The 19072-nt window shown below is 43.4% G+C and carries 15 protein-coding genes and 1 riboswitch; of the genes, 2 read left to right on the forward strand and 13 right to left on the reverse strand.

Annotated features, from left to right (window positions below; genetic code table 11):
* Window positions 1-3: 3 nt before the first annotated feature.
* From IGJ44_RS09880 to IGJ44_RS09890, 3 genes are all read right to left on the reverse strand, one after another.
* The gene (locus IGJ44_RS09880) at window positions 4-1002 is read right to left on the reverse strand and encodes a sugar kinase (RefSeq protein ID WP_081116624.1); all 999 of its coding nucleotides are present in this window, start codon (window positions 1000-1002) and stop codon (window positions 4-6) included.
* A 1-nt stretch (window position 1003) separates the two neighbouring features.
* Complete coding sequence (locus IGJ44_RS09885; RefSeq protein ID WP_005229908.1) at window positions 1004-1651, reverse strand: bifunctional 4-hydroxy-2-oxoglutarate aldolase/2-dehydro-3-deoxy-phosphogluconate aldolase; 648 nt, start codon at window positions 1649-1651, stop codon at window positions 1004-1006.
* Between the two features lie 110 nt (window positions 1652-1761).
* The gene (locus IGJ44_RS09890; RefSeq protein ID WP_016610978.1) at window positions 1762-2514 is read right to left on the reverse strand and encodes an IclR family transcriptional regulator; all 753 of its coding nucleotides are present in this window, start codon (window positions 2512-2514) and stop codon (window positions 1762-1764) included.
* A gap of 151 nt (window positions 2515-2665) precedes the next feature.
* On the opposite strand from IGJ44_RS09890, the gene IGJ44_RS09895 reads away from it, so the two are divergent.
* Entirely contained in the window at window positions 2666-3406 is a 741-nt protein-coding gene (locus tag IGJ44_RS09895) for a MurR/RpiR family transcriptional regulator (RefSeq protein ID WP_060792114.1), read from the forward strand.
* Window positions 3407-3424: 18 nt separating this feature from the next.
* Here IGJ44_RS09895 and IGJ44_RS09900 read toward each other — a convergent pair whose 3' ends face one another.
* The 8 genes from IGJ44_RS09900 to recQ form a co-directional block, all read right to left on the reverse strand.
* A complete protein-coding gene (locus IGJ44_RS09900) occupies window positions 3425-4798 on the reverse strand; it encodes a gluconokinase (RefSeq protein WP_240934884.1) in 1374 nt (457 codons plus the stop codon).
* A 220-nt stretch (window positions 4799-5018) separates the two neighbouring features.
* Window positions 5019-6350: a 6-phospho-alpha-glucosidase gene (locus tag IGJ44_RS09905; RefSeq protein ID WP_034858513.1), complete on the reverse strand. Its 1332-nt coding sequence runs from the start codon at window positions 6348-6350 to the stop codon at window positions 5019-5021.
* Entirely contained in the window at window positions 6350-7978 is a 1629-nt protein-coding gene (locus IGJ44_RS09910; RefSeq protein WP_430605679.1) for a PTS transporter subunit EIIC, read from the reverse strand. Before IGJ44_RS09910 ends, IGJ44_RS09905 begins: the two co-directional genes overlap by 1 nt.
* A 324-nt stretch (window positions 7979-8302) precedes the next feature.
* A complete protein-coding gene (locus IGJ44_RS09915; RefSeq protein WP_430605680.1) occupies window positions 8303-10627 on the reverse strand; it encodes a WxL domain-containing protein in 2325 nt (774 codons plus the stop codon).
* 45 nt (window positions 10628-10672) lie between these two features.
* On the reverse strand, window positions 10673-11038 hold the full coding sequence (locus IGJ44_RS09920) for a hypothetical protein (RefSeq protein ID WP_167827058.1): 366 nt from the start codon (window positions 11036-11038) through the stop codon (window positions 10673-10675).
* A gap of 542 nt (window positions 11039-11580) precedes the next feature.
* Window positions 11581-12321: a MurR/RpiR family transcriptional regulator gene (locus IGJ44_RS09925; RefSeq protein ID WP_005229889.1), complete on the reverse strand. Its 741-nt coding sequence runs from the start codon at window positions 12319-12321 to the stop codon at window positions 11581-11583.
* Window positions 12322-12378: 57 nt separating this feature from the next.
* Window positions 12379-12798: a GNAT family N-acetyltransferase gene (locus IGJ44_RS09930; RefSeq protein ID WP_142968219.1), complete on the reverse strand. Its 420-nt coding sequence runs from the start codon at window positions 12796-12798 to the stop codon at window positions 12379-12381.
* Between the two features lie 56 nt (window positions 12799-12854).
* Window positions 12855-14621, reverse strand: a complete 1767-nt coding sequence (gene recQ / locus IGJ44_RS09935) for a DNA helicase RecQ (RefSeq protein ID WP_142968220.1) — start codon at window positions 14619-14621, stop codon at window positions 12855-12857.
* Window positions 14622-14739: 118 nt separating this feature from the next.
* Here recQ and IGJ44_RS09940 point away from each other — a divergent pair, with 118 nt between their 5' ends.
* Entirely contained in the window at window positions 14740-15855 is a 1116-nt protein-coding gene (locus IGJ44_RS09940; protein ID WP_074535189.1) for an NAD(P)/FAD-dependent oxidoreductase, read from the forward strand.
* Window positions 15856-15945: 90 nt separating this feature from the next.
* Here IGJ44_RS09940 and IGJ44_RS09945 read toward each other — a convergent pair whose 3' ends face one another.
* Together IGJ44_RS09945 and IGJ44_RS09950 are read right to left on the reverse strand one after the other, a co-directional pair.
* Window positions 15946-16956, reverse strand: coding sequence for a plasmid pRiA4b ORF-3 family protein (locus IGJ44_RS09945; RefSeq protein WP_074535188.1), 1011 nt, complete (start codon window positions 16954-16956; stop codon window positions 15946-15948).
* Between the two features lie 67 nt (window positions 16957-17023).
* Window positions 17024-18562, reverse strand: coding sequence for a metal ABC transporter solute-binding protein, Zn/Mn family (locus IGJ44_RS09950; protein ID WP_430605682.1), 1539 nt, complete (start codon window positions 18560-18562; stop codon window positions 17024-17026).
* Window positions 18563-18883: 321 nt separating this feature from the next.
* Window positions 18884-18983: riboswitch (TPP riboswitch) on the forward strand.
* The last annotated feature ends 89 nt before the right edge of the window (window positions 18984-19072 follow it).

Genomic DNA, 19072 nt, shown 5'->3' on the forward strand with positions numbered 1-19072 from the left:
CTCCTATCGGATAATTTTTCCTGAACCTGTTGCAATAAATTCTTGTATCTCATTGGCGCTAAACTGATTACAGTCGCCATGGATCGTATGTTTCAAGGCAGATGCGGCAGTGGCAAAATCAATGATTTCTTGGTCTTGTTTCTTCGTGACAAGACCATGTAGGATACCAGCTGAAAAGGCATCGCCGCCTCCGACGCGATCAACGATTGGATTGATCTCATGTGTAGCAGAAACGACATAATTGCCGTTATGCCATAGGCTTCCTGTCAATTGATTGTGACTTGCTGAGAGCACCTGACGACTAGTTGAATAAAAGAGCTGGATATTTGGGTATTTCCGATGCATTTCTTGATAATAGTAGTCATCTTCGACTTCCTCTGTTGGAGCTGATACATCCATAAAGACTTGGGCATCTAACTGTCCTGCCGAGCAATAATCGACATAGGGGAGCACTTCTTGCAAAAAGTCGCGCGCTTTAGCGGTCGTCCACAGCTTTCCACGATAATTGATATCGAAACTGATTTTACAACCAGCTGCTTTCGCTTCTTTGATCAACGTCAGCAAAAGTGTCTGCCAAGTCGATGAAAGAGCGGGTGTGATCCCGGAAAGGTGAACAATGTCAACCCCATCAAAAAGGTCAGATTGCCACTCATTTTCTTTCATTTGAGCAAAGCTAGAGCCTGCGCGATCATAAACCACTCGCGCTGCTCGTTCCCCGATACCGGTTTCAATATAGTAAGTACCTAGTCGGGAACCGCCACGAAGCAAGTGGCGACAATCGACGCCATAGCTTCGTAAATGATGAAAAACGGCATCTCCTAAAGCATTTTCCGGCACTTTACTAGCAAAAGAAACGTGATGACCAAAATTTGCCAAGGAAATCGCAACATTGGCTTCCCCGCCACCATAATGGGCAGCAAACATCGAACTATGGGCGATTCGGTCGCCTAACGTTGTCGATAGACGCAACATGATTTCTCCTAGTGTCAGAATGTTTGCCATCTTACTTTCCTCGAATCTCTTTTAATTTTGCCGCATATTGTTTCGCTACTTCTGTTACTTTGTCAAAATCCCCACTTGCTGCTGGCGCTAACAAATTCCCCCCTACACCAACGGCTACGACACCCGCCGCAAACCATTCTTGCATGTTGTCTAAGCTGACACCACCGGTCGGCATAATGTTTAATTGTGGCAATGGCGCTTTGAAGGCCGAGATGATACTTGGTCCATACGCACTACCTGGGAATAGTTTAATAATATCTGCGCCTGCTTTTAAGGCGTCCTTCATTTCTGAAATGGTCATGCAACCAGGCAGATACGGGATTTGATATAAATTACATAATTCAGCCGTTTCTTGATCAAAGGTTGGGCTTACCACATATTGTGCTCCTGCCATGATCGCTAAGCGAGCAGTCACTGCATCAAGAACGGTCCCCGCACCAACGACTACCTCTGGATTATCTTTGAAGGTTGCTACTAATTCAGCGATTACATCCGCCGCTTGAGGCACTGTAAAAGTCAACTCAATGCCAGTGATCCCCCCTGCAACGATCGCTTTACTTGCTTGTAGTGCTTCTTCTTTTGAAGCGCCACGCACAACAGCGATCACGCCGCTTTCCTTTAGTTTCATTAAATTCGCTACTTTTTTCATTGAGACCCTCCATTTATTTCCTATTTGGAAAATGGTATTTATTATAAAGAAACTTACACGTTTATTATACCGTTCTCGTTTTTATTTGCAAGGGCTTTCCACTAAAAAGTTTATAATGCTTGTTCAATTTGTTGTTTTGTCGCAATAATCGCATCGATTAATGTCGTTTTGTATTCTGGGGTCAAGCGGTATTTCGGTAGGCTGATAGAAAACGCCCCAACGATCTCCTGATCCTTTATCAGTGAGGCGCCGATGCAATAGATTTCTTGTTCCATTTCTTCATCATCAAACGCTACTTGGTTTTCTTTTGCCTGTTCCAATTCTTTCTTCAACTTCAACTGATTCGTAATGGTGTTTTCCGTATAAGCGGTTAAAGGCGTTGCTGCCAAATATTCTTCCACTTGAGGGGCATCAAACTCCGCTAAAACGGCTTTCCCCATGGCAGAGCTATACAACGGTCTTGTGATCCCTACTTTTGAAGACATGCGGATCGTTTGATTGTGGGGCTCCAATTTATTGACATAAAGAATCTCATTGGCAGTCAAGACCCCTAAGTGGATCGTTTCATCCGCCGTTTTCTGCAATGCTTCCAAGTAAGGCAAGCTGATTTCCACTAAATCAAGCTCTTGAATGTTTTGATTGGCATACTTGATCAGCTTAGACCCTAAGCGATAATTCTTCTCTTTGTCCCGTTTGACATAGCCGATCATTTGCAGCGTTTCTAATATTTTCAAAGCTGTGGATGGGGTCAGTTTCGTTGCTTCTGAAATTTCTTGCAATGGTTTACTTGGCGCTTCTGCGAGATAATCTAAAATGGTTGCTGCTTTTAGTAGTACGGTTCCATATGGTTTTTGCGTCATCATTTCTCCACCTTTATTTTCTATATAAGAAATTATAATATCTTTTTAGGAAATGCACAATCTTTTTTCCTATATATCAGCATGACGCGATTCCCATTTTACTTTCTGTCGTTATTCATTGTATGATGAAGACAAGACAAAGGAGTGCCGAACAATGGACCTAAATGTATTGATCAAAGGAAAAAAATTGACTGACAATGAGCTGCAAATCCTTGATTATTTGCTTGCAAATACCGCTGCGATCGATGGACTGCCCTTAAGAGAAATCGCTAAAGCGATCTACACTTCCCCCGCAACCATCGTGCGGCTTGCGCAAAAATTAGGTTTTTCTGGCTATCTAGAGCTACTTTACTTCTTAAAGAATCGCTTGAAAAATCAGACGATCACTGAAGCCGCCATCGATTACCAAATTGACGCTGCCAGTATTGCAGATACGATCGACGCAATCAAAGAAATCTATGGACGAAACAAGGACAAGTTTATTACGATTTATGCAACAGGTTTTTCTGGGATCGTGGCAGAATACCTCCACAAAAAAATGCTTGTCAACGGCATCAAAACCTTATTAGTCAGTGCTTCTGACTCAGGTGGGATCATTAGTAACAACATCGAGAACATCAGTATGCTGATCACCATTTCTAAATCTGGCGAAACACAAAAAGTGCTGGAAAAGATGGCATTAGCCAATGAACATCACATACCAACTGTTTTGTTTTGCGGGAACGGTGATCATCGCGCCAATCAACTAGCGACCTTTTCCTTTGAAGTGACCGATGAACGTCCCTACGACACCCAAAACATCCAGTACACTAGCTTCTTTGGTAAACTGCTCTTATTGATGGAATATATCGTCGACGCTTTTACCCATGTTGAAAAAGAAAACCAGCAACCCTAGTGGATTGCTGGTTTTTGCTTATGCTTGAAAATAGGTTTTTGCCAATTCTTGATAGAGCGCTTGGTTCTGCAGATCAGGAACAAATTTTTCATCTGGCTGATCTTGGCGCACAACAGAGCTTTTGTATAAATCATACAAGCCGAATATCGGTTCGTTTTCATCGGAAAGATAACAGGTCAGCCCCAACACATCCGCGGTCATTTGACCTAAAAGTTTTGTTTGAAAGAAACCACCACTTACAGTGACTGCCCCTTCCAACTGCGCCATTTGCTTTAATAAATCGATGTTCATCAGCATGCCTTCGATGACTGCCCGCAACATGTCTGAGCGATTGTGTTTCAGGGTCAAGCCAGAAAAGCCGCCTGTGATCTCATTTGTCCAAAAAGGTGCCCGCTCCCCGTTTAAATAGGGAAAAAAACGTAAGCCGTTACTGCCGATCGGCGACTCCTCCATGACTTGAGGCAGATAATGATAAAATGCATCAGGATCTTCTGATAAGGTATCTTTTGCCCAAGCAAGGACACAGCCACCATTGTTTGAAGGTGCCCCTACGACATAGAGGTCATCTTGCAGATAGTAGCAAAAATTTTGTTTTTGGCGATCAAAGACGGTGGTCTCACTTACTTTACGAACCGCCGCACTGGTTCCGATCGTCAAGCTGTTGCGGATCCCTGTAGAAATATAGCCAGCATATGCTGCTAAACACCCATCGCTAGCCCCACACATCACTTCTACCTCAGGCTTCAAGCCACACCGCTGCGCCATCTCCTCGGTAATCAAAAAACGATCAGTGGGTGCACATAAAGGCGCTAACTGGGCTTTTGAAAGGGATAAATAATTAAGAATCTTTTGACTCCATTGCTTTTCTTTCAAAGAAAAAAGACCGGTCGCTGATGCGGTACTATAATCGATCCGTGCTTGTCCGGTAAACAACGCCATTGCTAGTTCTTTTAAGCCAAACCATTTCGTCTCTTTGGAATATGAACCATTTGTTTGGAAATAAGCCAGTTTCGCAAAGGGAGACATCGCATGGATCGGTGTCCCTGTCTCTTCATAAAACGTTGCCGCCAGATCCGTTTGACGAAAGTCCGTCATCGTTTGACTCGCTTGATTGTCTGACCAAATGTAAATCTCTTCTGCTGTCTCACCAGCCACTGGCATCAAACTGTGCATGGCGGTACTGAACCCGATCACTGTGATTGCCGCTTTTAATTGAGCGGGAATCGTTGTGACACCACTGATCAATTGGCTACTGATCTGGGTCGCTGATTGGGTCTGTTTTAACCCGTGGCTATGGGTTTTGATTGGTAATGACTGTGAGTAAATGATTTTCCGATCTTCAATGACCCCAAACTTTATGGCTGTCGTGCCGATATCAATCCCTAAAAACATCGCATTGCTCCCTCTCATCTGATTCAATTAGCTTTATTCTACCATAGTTAGTGGCATATTCTAGTATACCTGTCTGATCGTTTTGTTGATAAGACGTTTAGTGATGATTTTCTTCAGAGAATTATCCTTCCACAACAAAAATCAAAAAAGAGAAAGATTCTTGGAGAATCTTCCTCTTTCAGTTATCCAATCAGCGAATGTTTCGCAAATGTGAAACAAATCAAGACAATCCTGGCCAGTAATCACCATTTTCCGAGACCAAATCATCGAGTAACTCTTTGGCTACTTTTGCGCTAGGAATCGTTTTGGAAAGGCTTAACGCTTGCCACATTTTTTGATAGCTCTTTTCCACATATGCTTCGACCACTAATTTTTCCACAGTCACCTGTTGGAACATGAGCGCTTGTTGGAAGGCAGGAATTTTTCCTTGAGCGAGGGCTTCTGGTCCATCAGAACCGACGATACATGGCACTTCCACCATGGCATCATCCGGGAAATTCGCAATCGCGCCGTTGTTTTCCACAATCATGACCATTCGCTCATGCGTATTAAAAGCGATGGCGCGTGCCAAATCAACGATAAAGGTTGCATGGGCATCAATCTCGAAAGCGATCCCTTCAGCAGATCCTTGGGCAGTGATCTTTTTGGCATGATCGAACACTCGTTTTTCCCGCCCTTCCATCACTTCATTGGAACGCGTATACTCTGGATGTTCTTTCATGTGTTCGTAGACGTAATCTGGGTATAAATAATACTTCAAGTACGTATTTGGCAGATATTCTGGTGTGAGCGCCAAGAGGTCTTTGGCTTTTTTATGGGTGTCTTGCCAACTTGGATCAGTATGTTGGGTATCCACTTCGATCTGCGTCAAATAGCCGTGTTCTGCAACGTAGTCACGAATGGTTTGAATGTACTCCGTGCCTTCTTTGTCTTTGACGCTGGTCCACCAGCCAAAATGATTCAAGCCAAAGTAGCGAACTTCTAGTTCCTCTGGCTGTTTGCCAATGATTTGCGACATGCGACGCAACGTGCCTACGGGCATGTCACAGATATTCAGAACCTTTGATTTCGGACGCAAGACCCGACATGCTTCAGCTACGATTGCAGCCGGATTGGAATAATTCAGCATCCAACAATCGGGGGAATATTTTTCCATGTAATCAATGATCTCCAGCATACCAGTGATGCTGCGCATCCCGTAAGCGATCCCTCCTGGTCCACAGGTTTCTTGGCCAAAGACGCCATGACGCAAGGGAACTTTTTCATCTTTTTCCCGCATGTCATACTTTCCTACTCGGATATGCGCCATACAGAAATCGACATCGCTGAAGGCTTCCTCAGGATCCGTCGTAAATGAAAATTCGATTTGCGGTGCTTGTTCTTTTAATAAAATCGCTAGGGCTTCGCCGAGGATCGCTTGGCGTGCCTCATCATTGTCGTATAGTTTCAGCTTTCTTAAAGGAAAGCGTTCTTGATTGTCAAGCAGCATCATAACGATTCCCGGGGTAAAAGTACTGCCGCCCCCTGCGATCACTACTGAAAAATTTTTCATCATTCAATCTCTCCTTCTCTTCCAAGATAATTTTCTAACTCTTCCCGCACTTTCGGCACGGTCAACCCGTAAACGACATGGACATTTTCACCATTTTTGATCACGCCTTTGGCTTGTGTTTCGTCTTTTAGCAGCGCTTCATCCACGAGTTCAGGATCCTTTAGTTTTAAACGTAAGCGGGTATAGCAGTTGTCGATGGTTTTGATATTGTCATCGCCACCTAGCGCTTTGGTGATGATTGCTGAGATACTTGTTTCACTAGTTGGACTAGGGGCGGCTTGGTCACTCGCCATGACCCCGACACCTGCTCCAGCAAGTTGTTTTTCTTTGTACTCTTTCTTCGAATACAGTTTGGTCTCTGTCCCATCTTCTTCACGACCGACCGTTTTCAAATTCAGTTTCGTGATCAAAAAGCGGAACAAGAAGTAATAAAGAAAGAAGAATACGACCCCGACGATCAAGTACACCGGCCAGCGAGTTTTCTCGATGCCTAAGGGCAAGTTGTACAAAAGAAAGTCGATGAAGCCATTCGGTCCGATGGCACGAGAGCCAAAGAGATTTAACGCCACCATGCTCAAGCCGCTAAGGGCAGAATGAATGACGAACAAAACAGGTGCCACGAACATAAAAGAAAATTCGATTGGTTCAGTCACACCTGCGATAAAGGAAGTCACAACTGCTGGAATCAAAATGGCTTTGACTTTGACTTTATTTTCTGGTTTTGCCGTTTGATACATCGCCAAACAGGCACCGATCAGTCCAAACATTTTTGAGATCCCACGAGCGTCCCAAATGACACTTTGCGATAATACGCGGACTGCTGGGTCAGCAATTTCCGCAAAATAAATATTCCGTGCCCCTTCAAAGACTTGGCCACCGACTTCTGCGACACCGCCTAATGAAGTATACAAAAACGGCGTGTAGATCAAGTGATGCAAGCCAGTTGGAATAAATAAGCGTTCTAGCGTACCATACAAGAAGATACCAAAGTTGCCCGTTTGTTGAATGATGCCGCCTAAACCGTCGATGCCAGTTTGTATTACTGGCCATATAAACGTGGAAACGATGGCTAATAACACGACGACCGGAATCAAGACAATAAAGACGAAGCGCGCGCCGCCATAAACTTGAAAGGCGTTGTTAAAGGTCGTATCGATAAAACGATTATGGATCAATGCTACGACGATCCCTAAAATGATACCCAGAAAGACCCCCATATCCAACACTTGGATTCCTAAAACGATCGCTTGTCCTGAACCTTGAAGGGCATCGGCTGGAACCAACATCCCTCGAAGCTCCATGAATTTGTTCATGGCATTTAAGAAGACGAAATATCCCAACAACGCGGTAAATCCCGCTTCAGCCTTTTTCTTATTGGCTAGCCCTAGAGCGATCCCAACACAAAAAATAATGCCTAAATTGGTTAAAATCGGTAATAAGGAAGCGGACAAGATACTACCAAAACCGGTGGTTATCGGATTATCCAAAAAAGGAAACTGCTCAAGCAAGCGGACATTCGTAAACACATTCCCAACGGCAATCAATATCCCTGCGATCGGCAAAATCAAAACGGGCACAAACATTGCCTTGGAGAATTTCTGCATCGCATCCATCACTTTTTCTTTCATTGAGGAAACTCCTTTGTAGTTGATTTGTAGGTTCATTATAGGAAATATTTGTTACTAATAGAATAGCAAACGTTTTCAATTCAATGCGTTTCAAAGATTGGAACGTGTTTCATCCATGACAAAGTACATAAAAAAATGCATTATCACGGTTGATCAATCCCTCCCTGAAAAAATGACGTGAATTATCTTGTGGCTAAGGGGCGATAAAAGACAAGGAAGAATATAATCTTTTAGTTATCCAAGAAAAACCAATAGCTAATAGTACCTCTAGTCCTTTGAGCAAAAAAGAAGCTGCAATTCGCTGCAGCTTCTTTTTGTTTATTGTTAAGGAACAAATGAAAGTTCCCAAAGAATGGTTGCTGAATATCTCGTGGCTTGAGGAGTCGCACTAATTGGCACCTCAAGTTTGACACTTTGATCCATTGTGTCTCGATCGCCAAAGCGCTGGACCCAAGTGCCTCTGCCTTGATTGGCACCTGCTTGTGCGATTATCTCCGCATTTCCAACAGTCAGTGCTGCTTGCTTTTTATGAGTAGGTGGATCAGACACGTTTTCTCGACTCGTTACTACATCAATATTGTCTAATAAAATTCTAGCACCAGTCAGTTGATGCCCTTCATCACTTTCAAAAGGCTCTCGTAAGGTTGCACGGAGGGTCCAACCGGAATTTTCCCTCCTCCGATCTGAAACCTGCACATAATTAGGGCGTAGATTATCATTTGGATCAGCCGGCTGAAGGAGTTTTTGCGGCAGGGCATCGTAGGTCGTCGTTTCTGACCGAATGCCAACTGTCCCAAACTGGAATTGGGAAACAAAATCCAAGCTGACAAACCCTTGTTCTTCATCAATCTCAGGCGGATTCTCAGGATTTACTTGCGTATCCGGATCAAGAGGGTCTACTGGTTGCGGAGTACTTTCCAAACCATAAACTAGCCAGTATTCTTGTTCAGCTCGGGTGACTCTTGTTTCCAGCGGCTGACCGTCCCGCTCGTAAAGATATTGATAATAAGGAATTGTCAAAGGCAAGATATCAACCGATTCATTTACGAATTCTCCTTGATAGGTTGGTTCCCTCAGTGTTATCCCTTCTTCATCTATATGATTGATCTTGATGTTCGATGGCACGCGATCAAATAAAAAAGTCACCTCCTGATGGAAAGGCTGCGGCATAATATCAAATGTACCTGGGTCAAAGTGTTCTGTGTCAAACTCAACCCCGTAATAGTCATACCCTAACTGATAGGGTTCATCGCTCTCTCGGTTCTTGGGGTCAAGGGTATGAAGGAAACGTAATGGTAGTTCTAATGTTTCAGTTGGTAGAATATCCTCCCCTGTCTCTCGATCTCGATAATTCACATGGACGGTTCCGGTACCAATGTAATAATTCATCTCTTCAAAATAAAAGGTATGGCGATCACTTCTCGCACCAGTACTACCGGATATAATAAATGCCATTGCAGAAATATCTGATGGCTGCCAATCACTGATGTCACGTTCCCAAATCATATCTCTATAAGTAACTTTAAACCAGCGACCTTCATTATTTGGCTGATATTCAATTAGGATCGGGTCATCTGCTCCATTTCTAGCACCCGTAGTTACTGCTGGAGCATCACCTTCCATATATGTTTCCAGTAATAATGGTGTCCTATGATAGATAAAGCCAGCAAAGGGCGCTCCATTGACAGCTATAGGGTCTCTTTCAACGATAAACCTATTCTGGTCAAAAAAACCTCGAGTAGCATTATAGTTATTGTCTAGTTTAAAAGCAAAAGCATCCCTCAAACCTCCGATTCCAAACGCATTGCCCTCATAACCTATTCTATTGGTCTCAGAATTGTGAAAGCCAAATGCCATCCCGTCAGCACCAAGTGGTTTAGACCCAATATTGGCTTTACCTTTAAGCGTAAATGGCTGATCCAGACTAATTCTGTCTTTTAAGGTAACATAACCGACTGACCCAGTTATATCTTCTGTTAGTACTAATAGCCCAGTTTCATCATTGTAAGTAGCAGTATTTTCGTCACCTTCGATAGCAAAGTGTTCTCTAAAATTGCTTTTGTTAATTGTCACTTCGACCATCTGTCCACTTCTACCATCTACTTCTGGCTCTCTCGCTTCCGCATCCGCAGCCTGATCTGCTTCCGCAGAGTCATTCTCTTCTTCCGTCGAATCAGTGTCTTCGGCATCCGTATGATCTAAGATCAGCAGGCGCTGCGTAGCAGTCTCGGCAACGATGATCTCATATTCTCCGATCGTATCCACAAGAATCGGTAAGACAAAAGTCGTTTGTGGGGTCTCGCTGTTCAGCTGCCACCCACCTTCGTGGTCTGTTGCTACCACCTTTAGTTCATCGTTCAAAGCTTCCTGATCAATGCTTACTTCCTGAGGCAACGCGATGTCCACCGTTTCGAGGGCAACTTCTGAGTAGAAAATAAAATCTATTATGTGCTCGACCTCGCCTTGGATCAATTCCTCCGCAAAGGAGATTTTTCCACTCACTTCATCGTCGGCCTTCTCCTCGTGTTCTTCCTCTGGTGTCCACGAAAAAATCGTCTCGGCATTCATGATTGTTAATGTTGTAATCAGTGGGAGTAAGGCAAGTAGAACCAGCAACCACTTATTTTTTTTGCGAAAAAATGAGTTCATCGCATTCACTCCTAAATGTCATTTCTCTTATTTTTCCCATGGGATCTAGCCCCACTTAGGGAATGTTGATTTCCCTTTTTTGATAAGTTGTTTTACTACGTATATGTTAAGTGCGGTGATCAGCAAGAGACTTCCAAGAATCACCCAATCCAACCGTTGAATGAAGTTTGTCTGGGGCAGCTGCCCGCCGGGTTTACCCGTGTCTTGCGGTGGAAGCGGAACAGGACCGGTTGGTGGAGATGGTTCTGGTTGATCCACAGGCTTATAAATCCCAGTAAACCCCACAGTCCCTTCCGTTTCCGTTGATCGTCTCTCATCGCCAAAACTCGTTCTTGTAAATCCGAAAGCGAACAATAAGACCAAACATACTTTCAAAGCTCTTCCTCTAATAGATGCACCGTTGATATCCATTCTCCCTCCTCCTTGTGAGTTGTTCATTCCGAAAACCATCGTTTTTGAGACGTGTTATTTTTTTAGGTAGATTTCTTTACAAAAGTCTAAATAGTACTGTTTAAATTGGATTCATTCTTTTTTGATCATTGTCGAATTTGATATCTCAAAAACGATGGTTTTCAAACATGTCATACTAATTATATCGATGTTCTACTTAGATTAAAATTCACGATATTCCTCGATCGATGAATATCCTGCATGGAGTTTAAAACACATACGTTTCATTCTTATGTTATTGTTGCAATTACTTTAGAAACTTGCCATCACCCTTTTATACAACAAAAAGCTCAATGATCTTAGATTACGTTATTCCTTTAATCCTCGACACCTTGAATCGACGCTTCATGTCAGGCGTTTCTCTCATTTTCTATAAACAAGACTGAACCGAAATTAGCTTGCTAAAATGCAAAAAAACAAACTGGTCCAAAAGTCATCAAGAGAAAAGCATCTTGATCCATTGAACCAGTTTGTTTTTTCATTTATTAAAGGAAAAACGTTTCTCATTCCCCTGCGGATAAAGAAAACTGACGAACCGTCTCCGACAACGCTTCCACTAAGAAAAGACAAGGAATTTGCGTCGTCAAATCTTCATACTTGTTGATGCGTTTTACATCAACTGAATAGTCCAAGACATAATCGGACATTCGTCCCAGAGTGCTATTGGCATCACTGGTGATCGCTACCGTGGTGAAGTCTGGATTGTTACGAAACCCATTGACGACTTCAATGATCTCGGTAGTCATTCCCGTGATGGACAAGACGACGATCATATTATCCGAAGTATGCTTCAACTTAGCAAAAATGGGGTACGTATTATCCACTAATGCATAGCTATTAAACCCAATCGTAGCAAAACGGCGGGCAGCGTATTCACACATGGAACCAGAGGCACCGATGCCATAAAAAATGATGTTGTCGCATTCCAACATTCTTTCTGCGATCCGACGAATCTTTCCTTCAATATCTCGCGGAAAATGTTCAGCATTCAGGACATTCATGCTGCTATAAAAACTAACGGCATCTAATTCAGGGACTTTAAACTGGGTACGAAACTCCGTAAAGCTTTCGTACCCTAATTTACGGATAAAGCGCATGACCGAAGAAGCTGAAGTGTGGGATTCAAGCGCGATCTCACGGACACGCATGTAAGGAATTTTATCACTTTGGCTGGACATGTAATGATAGATTGCACGATCGGTCTCTGATAACTCATTGAAATCGATTTTTCCAAAAAAAGACATGTTAAACGCTCCTATTATTTTGTTCTCCTATCAATGTACCATAAGCTGGCAGAAACATCACAACTGTTTGACAAGGAACAATTCCATCGGCTGTTCAAATCCAGGACTTGTCAAAAGGAACCCACCGGCATCTTGGTAACCGAGTTTGCGATAGAAATGCTGTGCCTGCTCGTCGACTTGTGTGGAAGTCAAGCAAAGAGCATGGCCAGCTGCTTTTTGCTGTTGTTCCCAATAAGTAACCAACCGTTTCCCGAGTCCCTTGCCTTGATGCGCTTCTGCGATCACTAACATGGTACAAAAAGGAATCGTGTCCCAGAAAAAATTGTAGCGTAGCAACCCTACTGGCTGGTCGTCTGCAACTACAACATAAGCAGTTTTTTCCATTATCTTTTTGGCGAAGACTTCCGTTGGTAAGTGAGTATCCAAAGAAAACCAAAATGCTTGATCTGCAGCTACTGCCGGTCGAATCGTAATCACTGATGTTTCGTCCCTTCCTGCTGTCTTTTTTGTCTTATCTTAGAAAAATGTCTATTTTAGTCACTTTCCGTCTTTTCGTATTCAGAAAGCAATGCTAAAAAGGCGTAGCCATACTTATCCAACTTGTTTTGGCCAACTCCTTTGATCTGTAAAAACTCGATCGGCGTTTTTGGCTGAACTTCCGCCAATTCTCGTAGTGTTTTATCAGAAAAAACCACATATGGCGGCAAATTTTGTTCTTGTGCGAGATTCAATCGTAAGGTGCGCAGTTGATCGAATAGCTCATCATCCACCACTAACTGTTTGACTTTGGTTTGTTTTCTATAAACTTTTGCTTTTCCAAGCAACACATCAATCCCCGCATTGGTCACACTTAACAAAGGGTATTGCCCTTCAGACGGCAAAAGATACCCTGATGCTGTTAAATAATCGATCAGCTGATTGACTTCCTTTTGGGACCAATCTTTCATTAATCCATAAGTTGGTAACTTTTCAAAGCCCCACTGTTTGACTTTTTGATCGCCAGAGCCAGTTAGCACTTTCCCCACCAAGGCTTTCCCAAAGCGTTCGCCCATTCGTTTCACACATGACAACACTTTTTGTGTATCCACTGTGATATCCACTTGTTCTCTTTCATCAAGGCAATTGCTGCAACGACCGCAATCGGGTCCATCTTCTCCGAAATAACGCAAAATATAGCGCTGCAAACACAGTTGGGTATGTCCGTATTGGCTCATCTCCCGCAACTTCAAGTATTCGTTTTGGCGATAAAGAATGTCTGATTCGGATTGATCGATAAAGAATTGCTGGATCTGCATGTCTTGCGGAGCATAGAGTAAGATCGCATCACTGGGTTCGCCGTCTCGTCCGGCACGCCCGGCTTCCTGATAATAAGACTCCAAGTTTCCAGGTATCTGGGCATGGATCACGAAACGGACATTGCTTTTGTTGATTCCCATCCCGAATGCATTAGTGGCTACCATCACTTGCAGGCGATCATAGAGAAATTCTTCTTGGAAAAAGGAGCGCTCTTCTTCTGAAAGCCCGCCATGGTAATACCCGACTGACACGTGTTCATGCTTCAACAGGTGATAGATTCGTTCCACTTCTTTGCGGGTGCTGGCGTAAATAATACCTGATTGTCCTTGGTTCATTTTCAAATATGTCGTTATGTAGGTATCTTTTTGATCCTTGACGACTTGAAAAGCCAAATTTTCCCGCGCAAAGCCGGTCTTGACTTGATTTTCAGCTGGAATCGAAAGTAAGTTTTCGATATCTTCGGCAACTTTGGGCGTAGCTGTCGCGGTAAGGGCTACGATCGTTGGCTTTTGTTCCCAATTGTCGATCGTTTCGGCGAGCCGCAGATAGCTGGGGCGAAAATCATGCCCCCATTGGGAAATGCAGTGGGCCTCATCAACGGCTAACAAAGCGATCGGCATCTGCCGTAGCGAATAGCGAAAAGCTTCTGAGTCCAGACGTTCTGGAGAAACGTACAGCAGCTTGATTCGTCCTTGACGAGCTTCTTGCAAGCGTTGATTGATCTGTGCTCCTGTCAAGGAAGAATTGATGTAGGCAGCTGGAATCCCCATATCAACGAGGCTGTCTACTTGATCTTTCATTAATGAAATCAAAGGGGAGATGACCAAGGTCACTCCATCCAGCAAAAGCGCTGGCAATTGATAACAAATGGATTTCCCTCCACCTGTGGGCATGATCCCCAAAACATTTTGTTGTGTTAAAATAGATTGAATAATCGTCTCTTGACCTTCACGAAACTGTGAATAGCCAAAATGTTCTTTTAAGACTGTTTGAATAGTTTGCATAATACCCTCTTTTCCATTTCCTTATTATACGCAATTAAGTACGCAAAGAAAACGGCATTAAGAGAACTTTCGCTTTTTATTCGCTTTTCATTGAAATCAACCAAAGGAGTCTTCTACTATGAAAAAAGTTGTGATTATCGGCGGTGGGATCATCGGTTTGACCCTCGCCAATTATCTTGATAAAACCAAATTTGACGTGACTGTCATTGATTCCCTTATCGGGCAAGCAACGTCTGCTAGCGCTGGCATCATTTCCCCTTGGCTCTCCAAACGCCGCAATAAAAAATGGTACCAGTTAGCACAAGACGGTGCCGCGTTTTTTCCACAATTGGTGCGGGATTTTGCTTTGGATGAATCCATCTATGCCCCCTGTGGCACTTTGGTGGTGCGACCAGAAAAGGCGCTTCAAGAACTGGCAGAATTAGCTGAAAATCGACGTAAAGCGGCACCAGAAATCGGTGAAATCGACTTACTGACGGGCCCACAAACCAAAGAGGTATTGCCATTACTTAAAGAAATGCCCTCTTTACGGATTTCAGGCGGTGGTCGCTTAGATGGCCAAGCTTATCTTGCCCACTTAAAAGCAACGGCTCAGCAGCAGCAAGTTGCTTTTATTGAAGAAAAAGCTGAGATCGTCAGAAACGACAACCATTGGCAAATCAAAACAAAGAATCAACTCCTTGAGGCGGAGATTCTTTGCCTGACAGCTGGACCGGGATTGCTAGACTTGTTATCACCTTTAGGGTATCAGGTTGATATCCGTCCGCAAAAAGGCCAGTTGCTCTCTTTTGCCACCAGCCTGCCGACAAACAGTTGGCCGGTCGCCATGCTAGAGGGCGAGGGTGACTTGATTCCCTTCTCTGATGGGCAAATTTTATTAGGAGCCACCCATGAAAACGATGCGGGTTGGGATTTAACACCAACGGAAGCAGCCCAGCAGCAATTAATGACAGGAATCGGTGCTTTTCTTAAAGACCCCGAAGCACTCTTTGCATCGCCTATGACCATGCGCGTTGGCACGCGTGCCTACACTTCTGATTTTGCCCCGTTCTTTGGGGAAGTGCCTGATGAAACGAATTTGTTCGCCGCCAGTGGACTTGGTTCTTCTGGGTTAACGACCGGGCCTTATATCGGTTATCTCCTAGCCAATCGGATCAATGATGGAGGGTCTCAACCCAAAAACTTCTCGAGCTACACAAAACCGATGACAGAATATATCAAGAAGCGTCTTTGACAGAAGACTAAAAAACCACCAGACCCTAGCGGTTCTGGTGGTTGTCATTGATAGTCTTGCAGAGTTACGATACAGTCTTCTAGCTGATCGCTAAACATATTCTCCTGTTTCCCAATAATCGAGTAACACTTCATTGATGATCTCGCGATCCAGTGGTTCTCGGAAATCGTCATCAAAGGCATCTTCAATTGGAACATCGCCAACAGCTTTGATACAAACTGGAACGACGGGATCTGGGTGATCTTCTGTGGTCAACACTTTTTCAATTTTGATCTTATGTGTCCAATCTGCCCCCATATCATAAATGTAGGTCATGGACTTGCAATACTGAAAATCTTGGTCAATACCGGAAGCATCCGTTGGTACGGAATTGCCTAAGCCGATCGATTTCGAACCGGCAATAAACAAGTACAAATGTTGATTCATCCACTCAAAGGCAATCTGAATCAACATATGCAGCTGCTCATAGGTCAGCCCTGCAGGAATGATCAAACGACGCCAAATTGGCGGACGGTATCCTTCTAAATCAATACGGATCTGATAGGCGACTGGTGTATTCGCCGTTTCATCAAAGGCCGTATGTTTCGTTGGAAATGGGACGATTTTTGGCGAGATTGCAGCAATACGCGGGTCATCAACAGGCAATAGTTCATGTTCTTCAGGATCGGTGTCTTGAATCATCGCTAACATCGCTTCTTTCTTTTCAGCTGACCAAAACTGGGGTTTGGACATCCGTGCGAAAAAGATAGGTTGTTTTTCAGCCAATACAAAGGCGATTTCTTGGTATTGTGATTTGGTGATATGCTTTTCTTTATACATGCAGTAATAAAAGTCTTCAATGGCTGTTTTGGCAAACGGAAGAAAATTTAAACTGTACGGTACTTCTTGAGGCAGCATTTCGGTGTACACCGATTCGACAAAGACTTTGTCTTTTAATTTAGTCATGCCACCATCTGTTTCCGCGCAAAAGATCAAGTAAAAAACAGGATCTAAGTAGTGTTCAAGATCGTCGTCACTAACCACACTTGGTCCGCCATACAAATCAACGTGATCCATCATGCGGTCAATCACTTTCGCTAATTTCTTCAATGTTTTTTCCAAAAAAATTCTCGCTCCTTCCTATCAAGTTTACTTTGACGAAAAGAGCGAGGATTGTCAATCTTTTTTTTTAATGGGAAAGCATTTCCTGTGCAATTTCTAATCCACTCATCCCAGTTGGGTAATAGGTAGGCCAATGATCCATTTCTTCTAATAAGGCTTCATGACTATCATTGCCGAAGTAGATATGGAAATGATGGGACGCACTTGGTGCGATCATATGGTCGCTGAATTGAATGTATTTGAATGCCGCATCTTCGTCAGTGCTTTCAAACAAGAAACGTACGCCACGATTACCAGCGGAATAGTTCAAAATCTCTTTGCCAGTATACACATAATTGGCTTCTTTCTCTGTGCCATCATCGAAGATAAACGTCATTGTATTGTCTGTGATCTTAATCTGAGCAACATCTGTTTGATAACCGGTCGTATAATACTCTTTGTATTCGTCAGCCGTCATTTTCTTGTCCATTTTTGCTTTATAATTAAACACTTGGTCTAATGTTCCGTCTTGTAAAAATGGATACACGGATTGCCATTCTCCTGCCCAATCAGATAATGGACGATCTTGTACATCTGCATCCTCGAAATAGCCGTTATAAACCGTTTTTTCTTTTTCGGCTTCCGCTATTTCTTTGTCATTTGCTACATCGGTCGTTTTTCTCAAGGCATCACGGTTTTGTTCCATAATCGAAATATAGTCTTCCCCATTATCCATTTGTTCTTGGGTCAAGCCTTCTAATGGGTTCAAAACAGCCAATTCGACTCCTGCTTCTGATGCTAACGTCCGGGCAATGCTGTCTTTGGCATTTTCTTCAAAGTAAATCGTTTGAATGCCTGTTTCTTGAACGAACTCTTTTAATTCTGCGATTCGTGAAGCGGAAGGTTCCTCGCTTGGTGAAAGACCAGAGATCGGTACTTGGGTCAACCCGTATTCCAACGCCAAGTAACCAAAAGCTGCGTGCTGGGTCACGAAGTGATTTTGCGCTGGATTGCTAAACGCTTCTTCATAAGATGCATGAAGCTCTTGTAATTTTGCTAAATAATTCGCAGCATTTTCAGCAAAGGCTGTCGCTTTCGCAGGATACGCCTCACTTAGTTGGTCACGGATCGCTTCTACTTGTTTCATGGCTAAGCTTGGTGCTAACCAAACATGGGGATCCAATTCATGGGAATGACCATCATCGCCATGATCGTGGTCATGATCATGATCCTCGTCTCCCGGAAGTAAGACCATTCCTTCTGTGGCTTTGACCACGGTCACATCTCCATCATTTAACGTAGCTTCAATCGAAGGAACCCACATTTCCATGTTTTCATTGTTGTAGACAAAGACATCCGCATCTTGGATCTTTGCCATGTCCTTTGCAGAAGGTTCGTAGTCGTGGGAATCAGTGCCTGCGGGCATCAATAATTCGACCTGCCCTTCCTCCCCTACGACTTGGCGTGTAAAATCATACATCGGATAAAACGTGGCCATGACCTGAATTTGTTCATTCTCAGAAGAGTCGTTTCCTGACTGCTCCGTAGCGTCAGATCCCCCTTGACCACAGGCAGCCAAAGCGAGGGCTACTGCTGATAACATCGTTATTTTAAAAAACTTCTTCATTTTCTAACTACACTCCTTTTATTTTTCCTCTTTTTCTTTCCCTTGGTAAAATACTGATAAATCAATTACGATTTATAAAAACAAAACGTAACGTTTACGTTTTACCATCGGTTTTATACTTTACACAACTATTTGCAACCTGTCAACCGCTTTTTCACTTGTTTTTTTATATGTAAAAACCTTCATATGTACCACCACAGATATCAGCGAAGAAATTTCCTTGAAAGACTTGCTCTGCTGATTTCTTTCAATCGTCGAACATCTCTTTTTATTGTCCTTTGCTGGGTCCTGTGCTACACTCGAGGGGTAATTGAATAGAAGATTATCCACTAGGGGCGCTTTATGCTGAGATAGACGTAAGTCTGGTCCCTTAGAACCTGATTTGGTTAGTACCAACGTAGGGAAGTGGCAGCGCATGATTTTTCGCGTTCCCATTTTTTCTGTCTACGTGTGGATAGAAAAAGGAGGAACGCTTTTTTTGTAGACAGAAAAACCATCGAGAGGAGAAGA

This window comes from Enterococcus sp. DIV1368d, assembly GCF_050542975.1.
Classification (GTDB): Bacteria; Bacillota; Bacilli; order Lactobacillales; family Enterococcaceae; genus Enterococcus_D; species Enterococcus_D casseliflavus.

Bases quoted from the DNA above. Each gene is read 5' to 3' on its own strand.
- IGJ44_RS09900 (WP_240934884.1), bottom strand. From the start codon at position 4,798: ATGTTTTTAGGGATTGATATCGGCACGACAGCCATAAAGTTTGGGGTC.
- IGJ44_RS09905 (WP_034858513.1), bottom strand. From the start codon at position 6,350: ATGAAAAATTTTTCAGTAGTGATCGCAGGGGGCGGCAGTACTTTTACC.
- IGJ44_RS09915 (WP_430605680.1), bottom strand. From the start codon at position 10,627: ATGAACTCATTTTTTCGCAAAAAAAATAAGTGGTTGCTGGTTCTACTT.
- IGJ44_RS09910 (WP_430605679.1), bottom strand. From the start codon at position 7,978: ATGAAAGAAAAAGTGATGGATGCGATGCAGAAATTCTCCAAGGCAATG.
- IGJ44_RS09920 (WP_167827058.1), bottom strand. From the start codon at position 11,038: ATGGATATCAACGGTGCATCTATTAGAGGAAGAGCTTTGAAAGTATGT.
- IGJ44_RS09925 (WP_005229889.1), bottom strand. From the start codon at position 12,321: ATGTCTTTTTTTGGAAAAATCGATTTCAATGAGTTATCAGAGACCGAT.
- IGJ44_RS09895 (WP_060792114.1), top strand. From the start codon at position 2,666: ATGGACCTAAATGTATTGATCAAAGGAAAAAAATTGACTGACAATGAG.
- IGJ44_RS09885 (WP_005229908.1), bottom strand. From the start codon at position 1,651: ATGAAAAAAGTAGCGAATTTAATGAAACTAAAGGAAAGCGGCGTGATC.
- recQ (WP_142968220.1), bottom strand. From the start codon at position 14,621: ATGCAAACTATTCAAACAGTCTTAAAAGAACATTTTGGCTATTCACAG.
- IGJ44_RS09940 (WP_074535189.1), top strand. From the start codon at position 14,740: ATGAAAAAAGTTGTGATTATCGGCGGTGGGATCATCGGTTTGACCCTC.
- IGJ44_RS09890 (WP_016610978.1), bottom strand. From the start codon at position 2,514: ATGATGACGCAAAAACCATATGGAACCGTACTACTAAAAGCAGCAACC.
- IGJ44_RS09880 (WP_081116624.1), bottom strand. From the start codon at position 1,002: ATGGCAAACATTCTGACACTAGGAGAAATCATGTTGCGTCTATCGACA.
- IGJ44_RS09950 (WP_430605682.1), bottom strand. From the start codon at position 18,562: ATGAAGAAGTTTTTTAAAATAACGATGTTATCAGCAGTAGCCCTCGCT.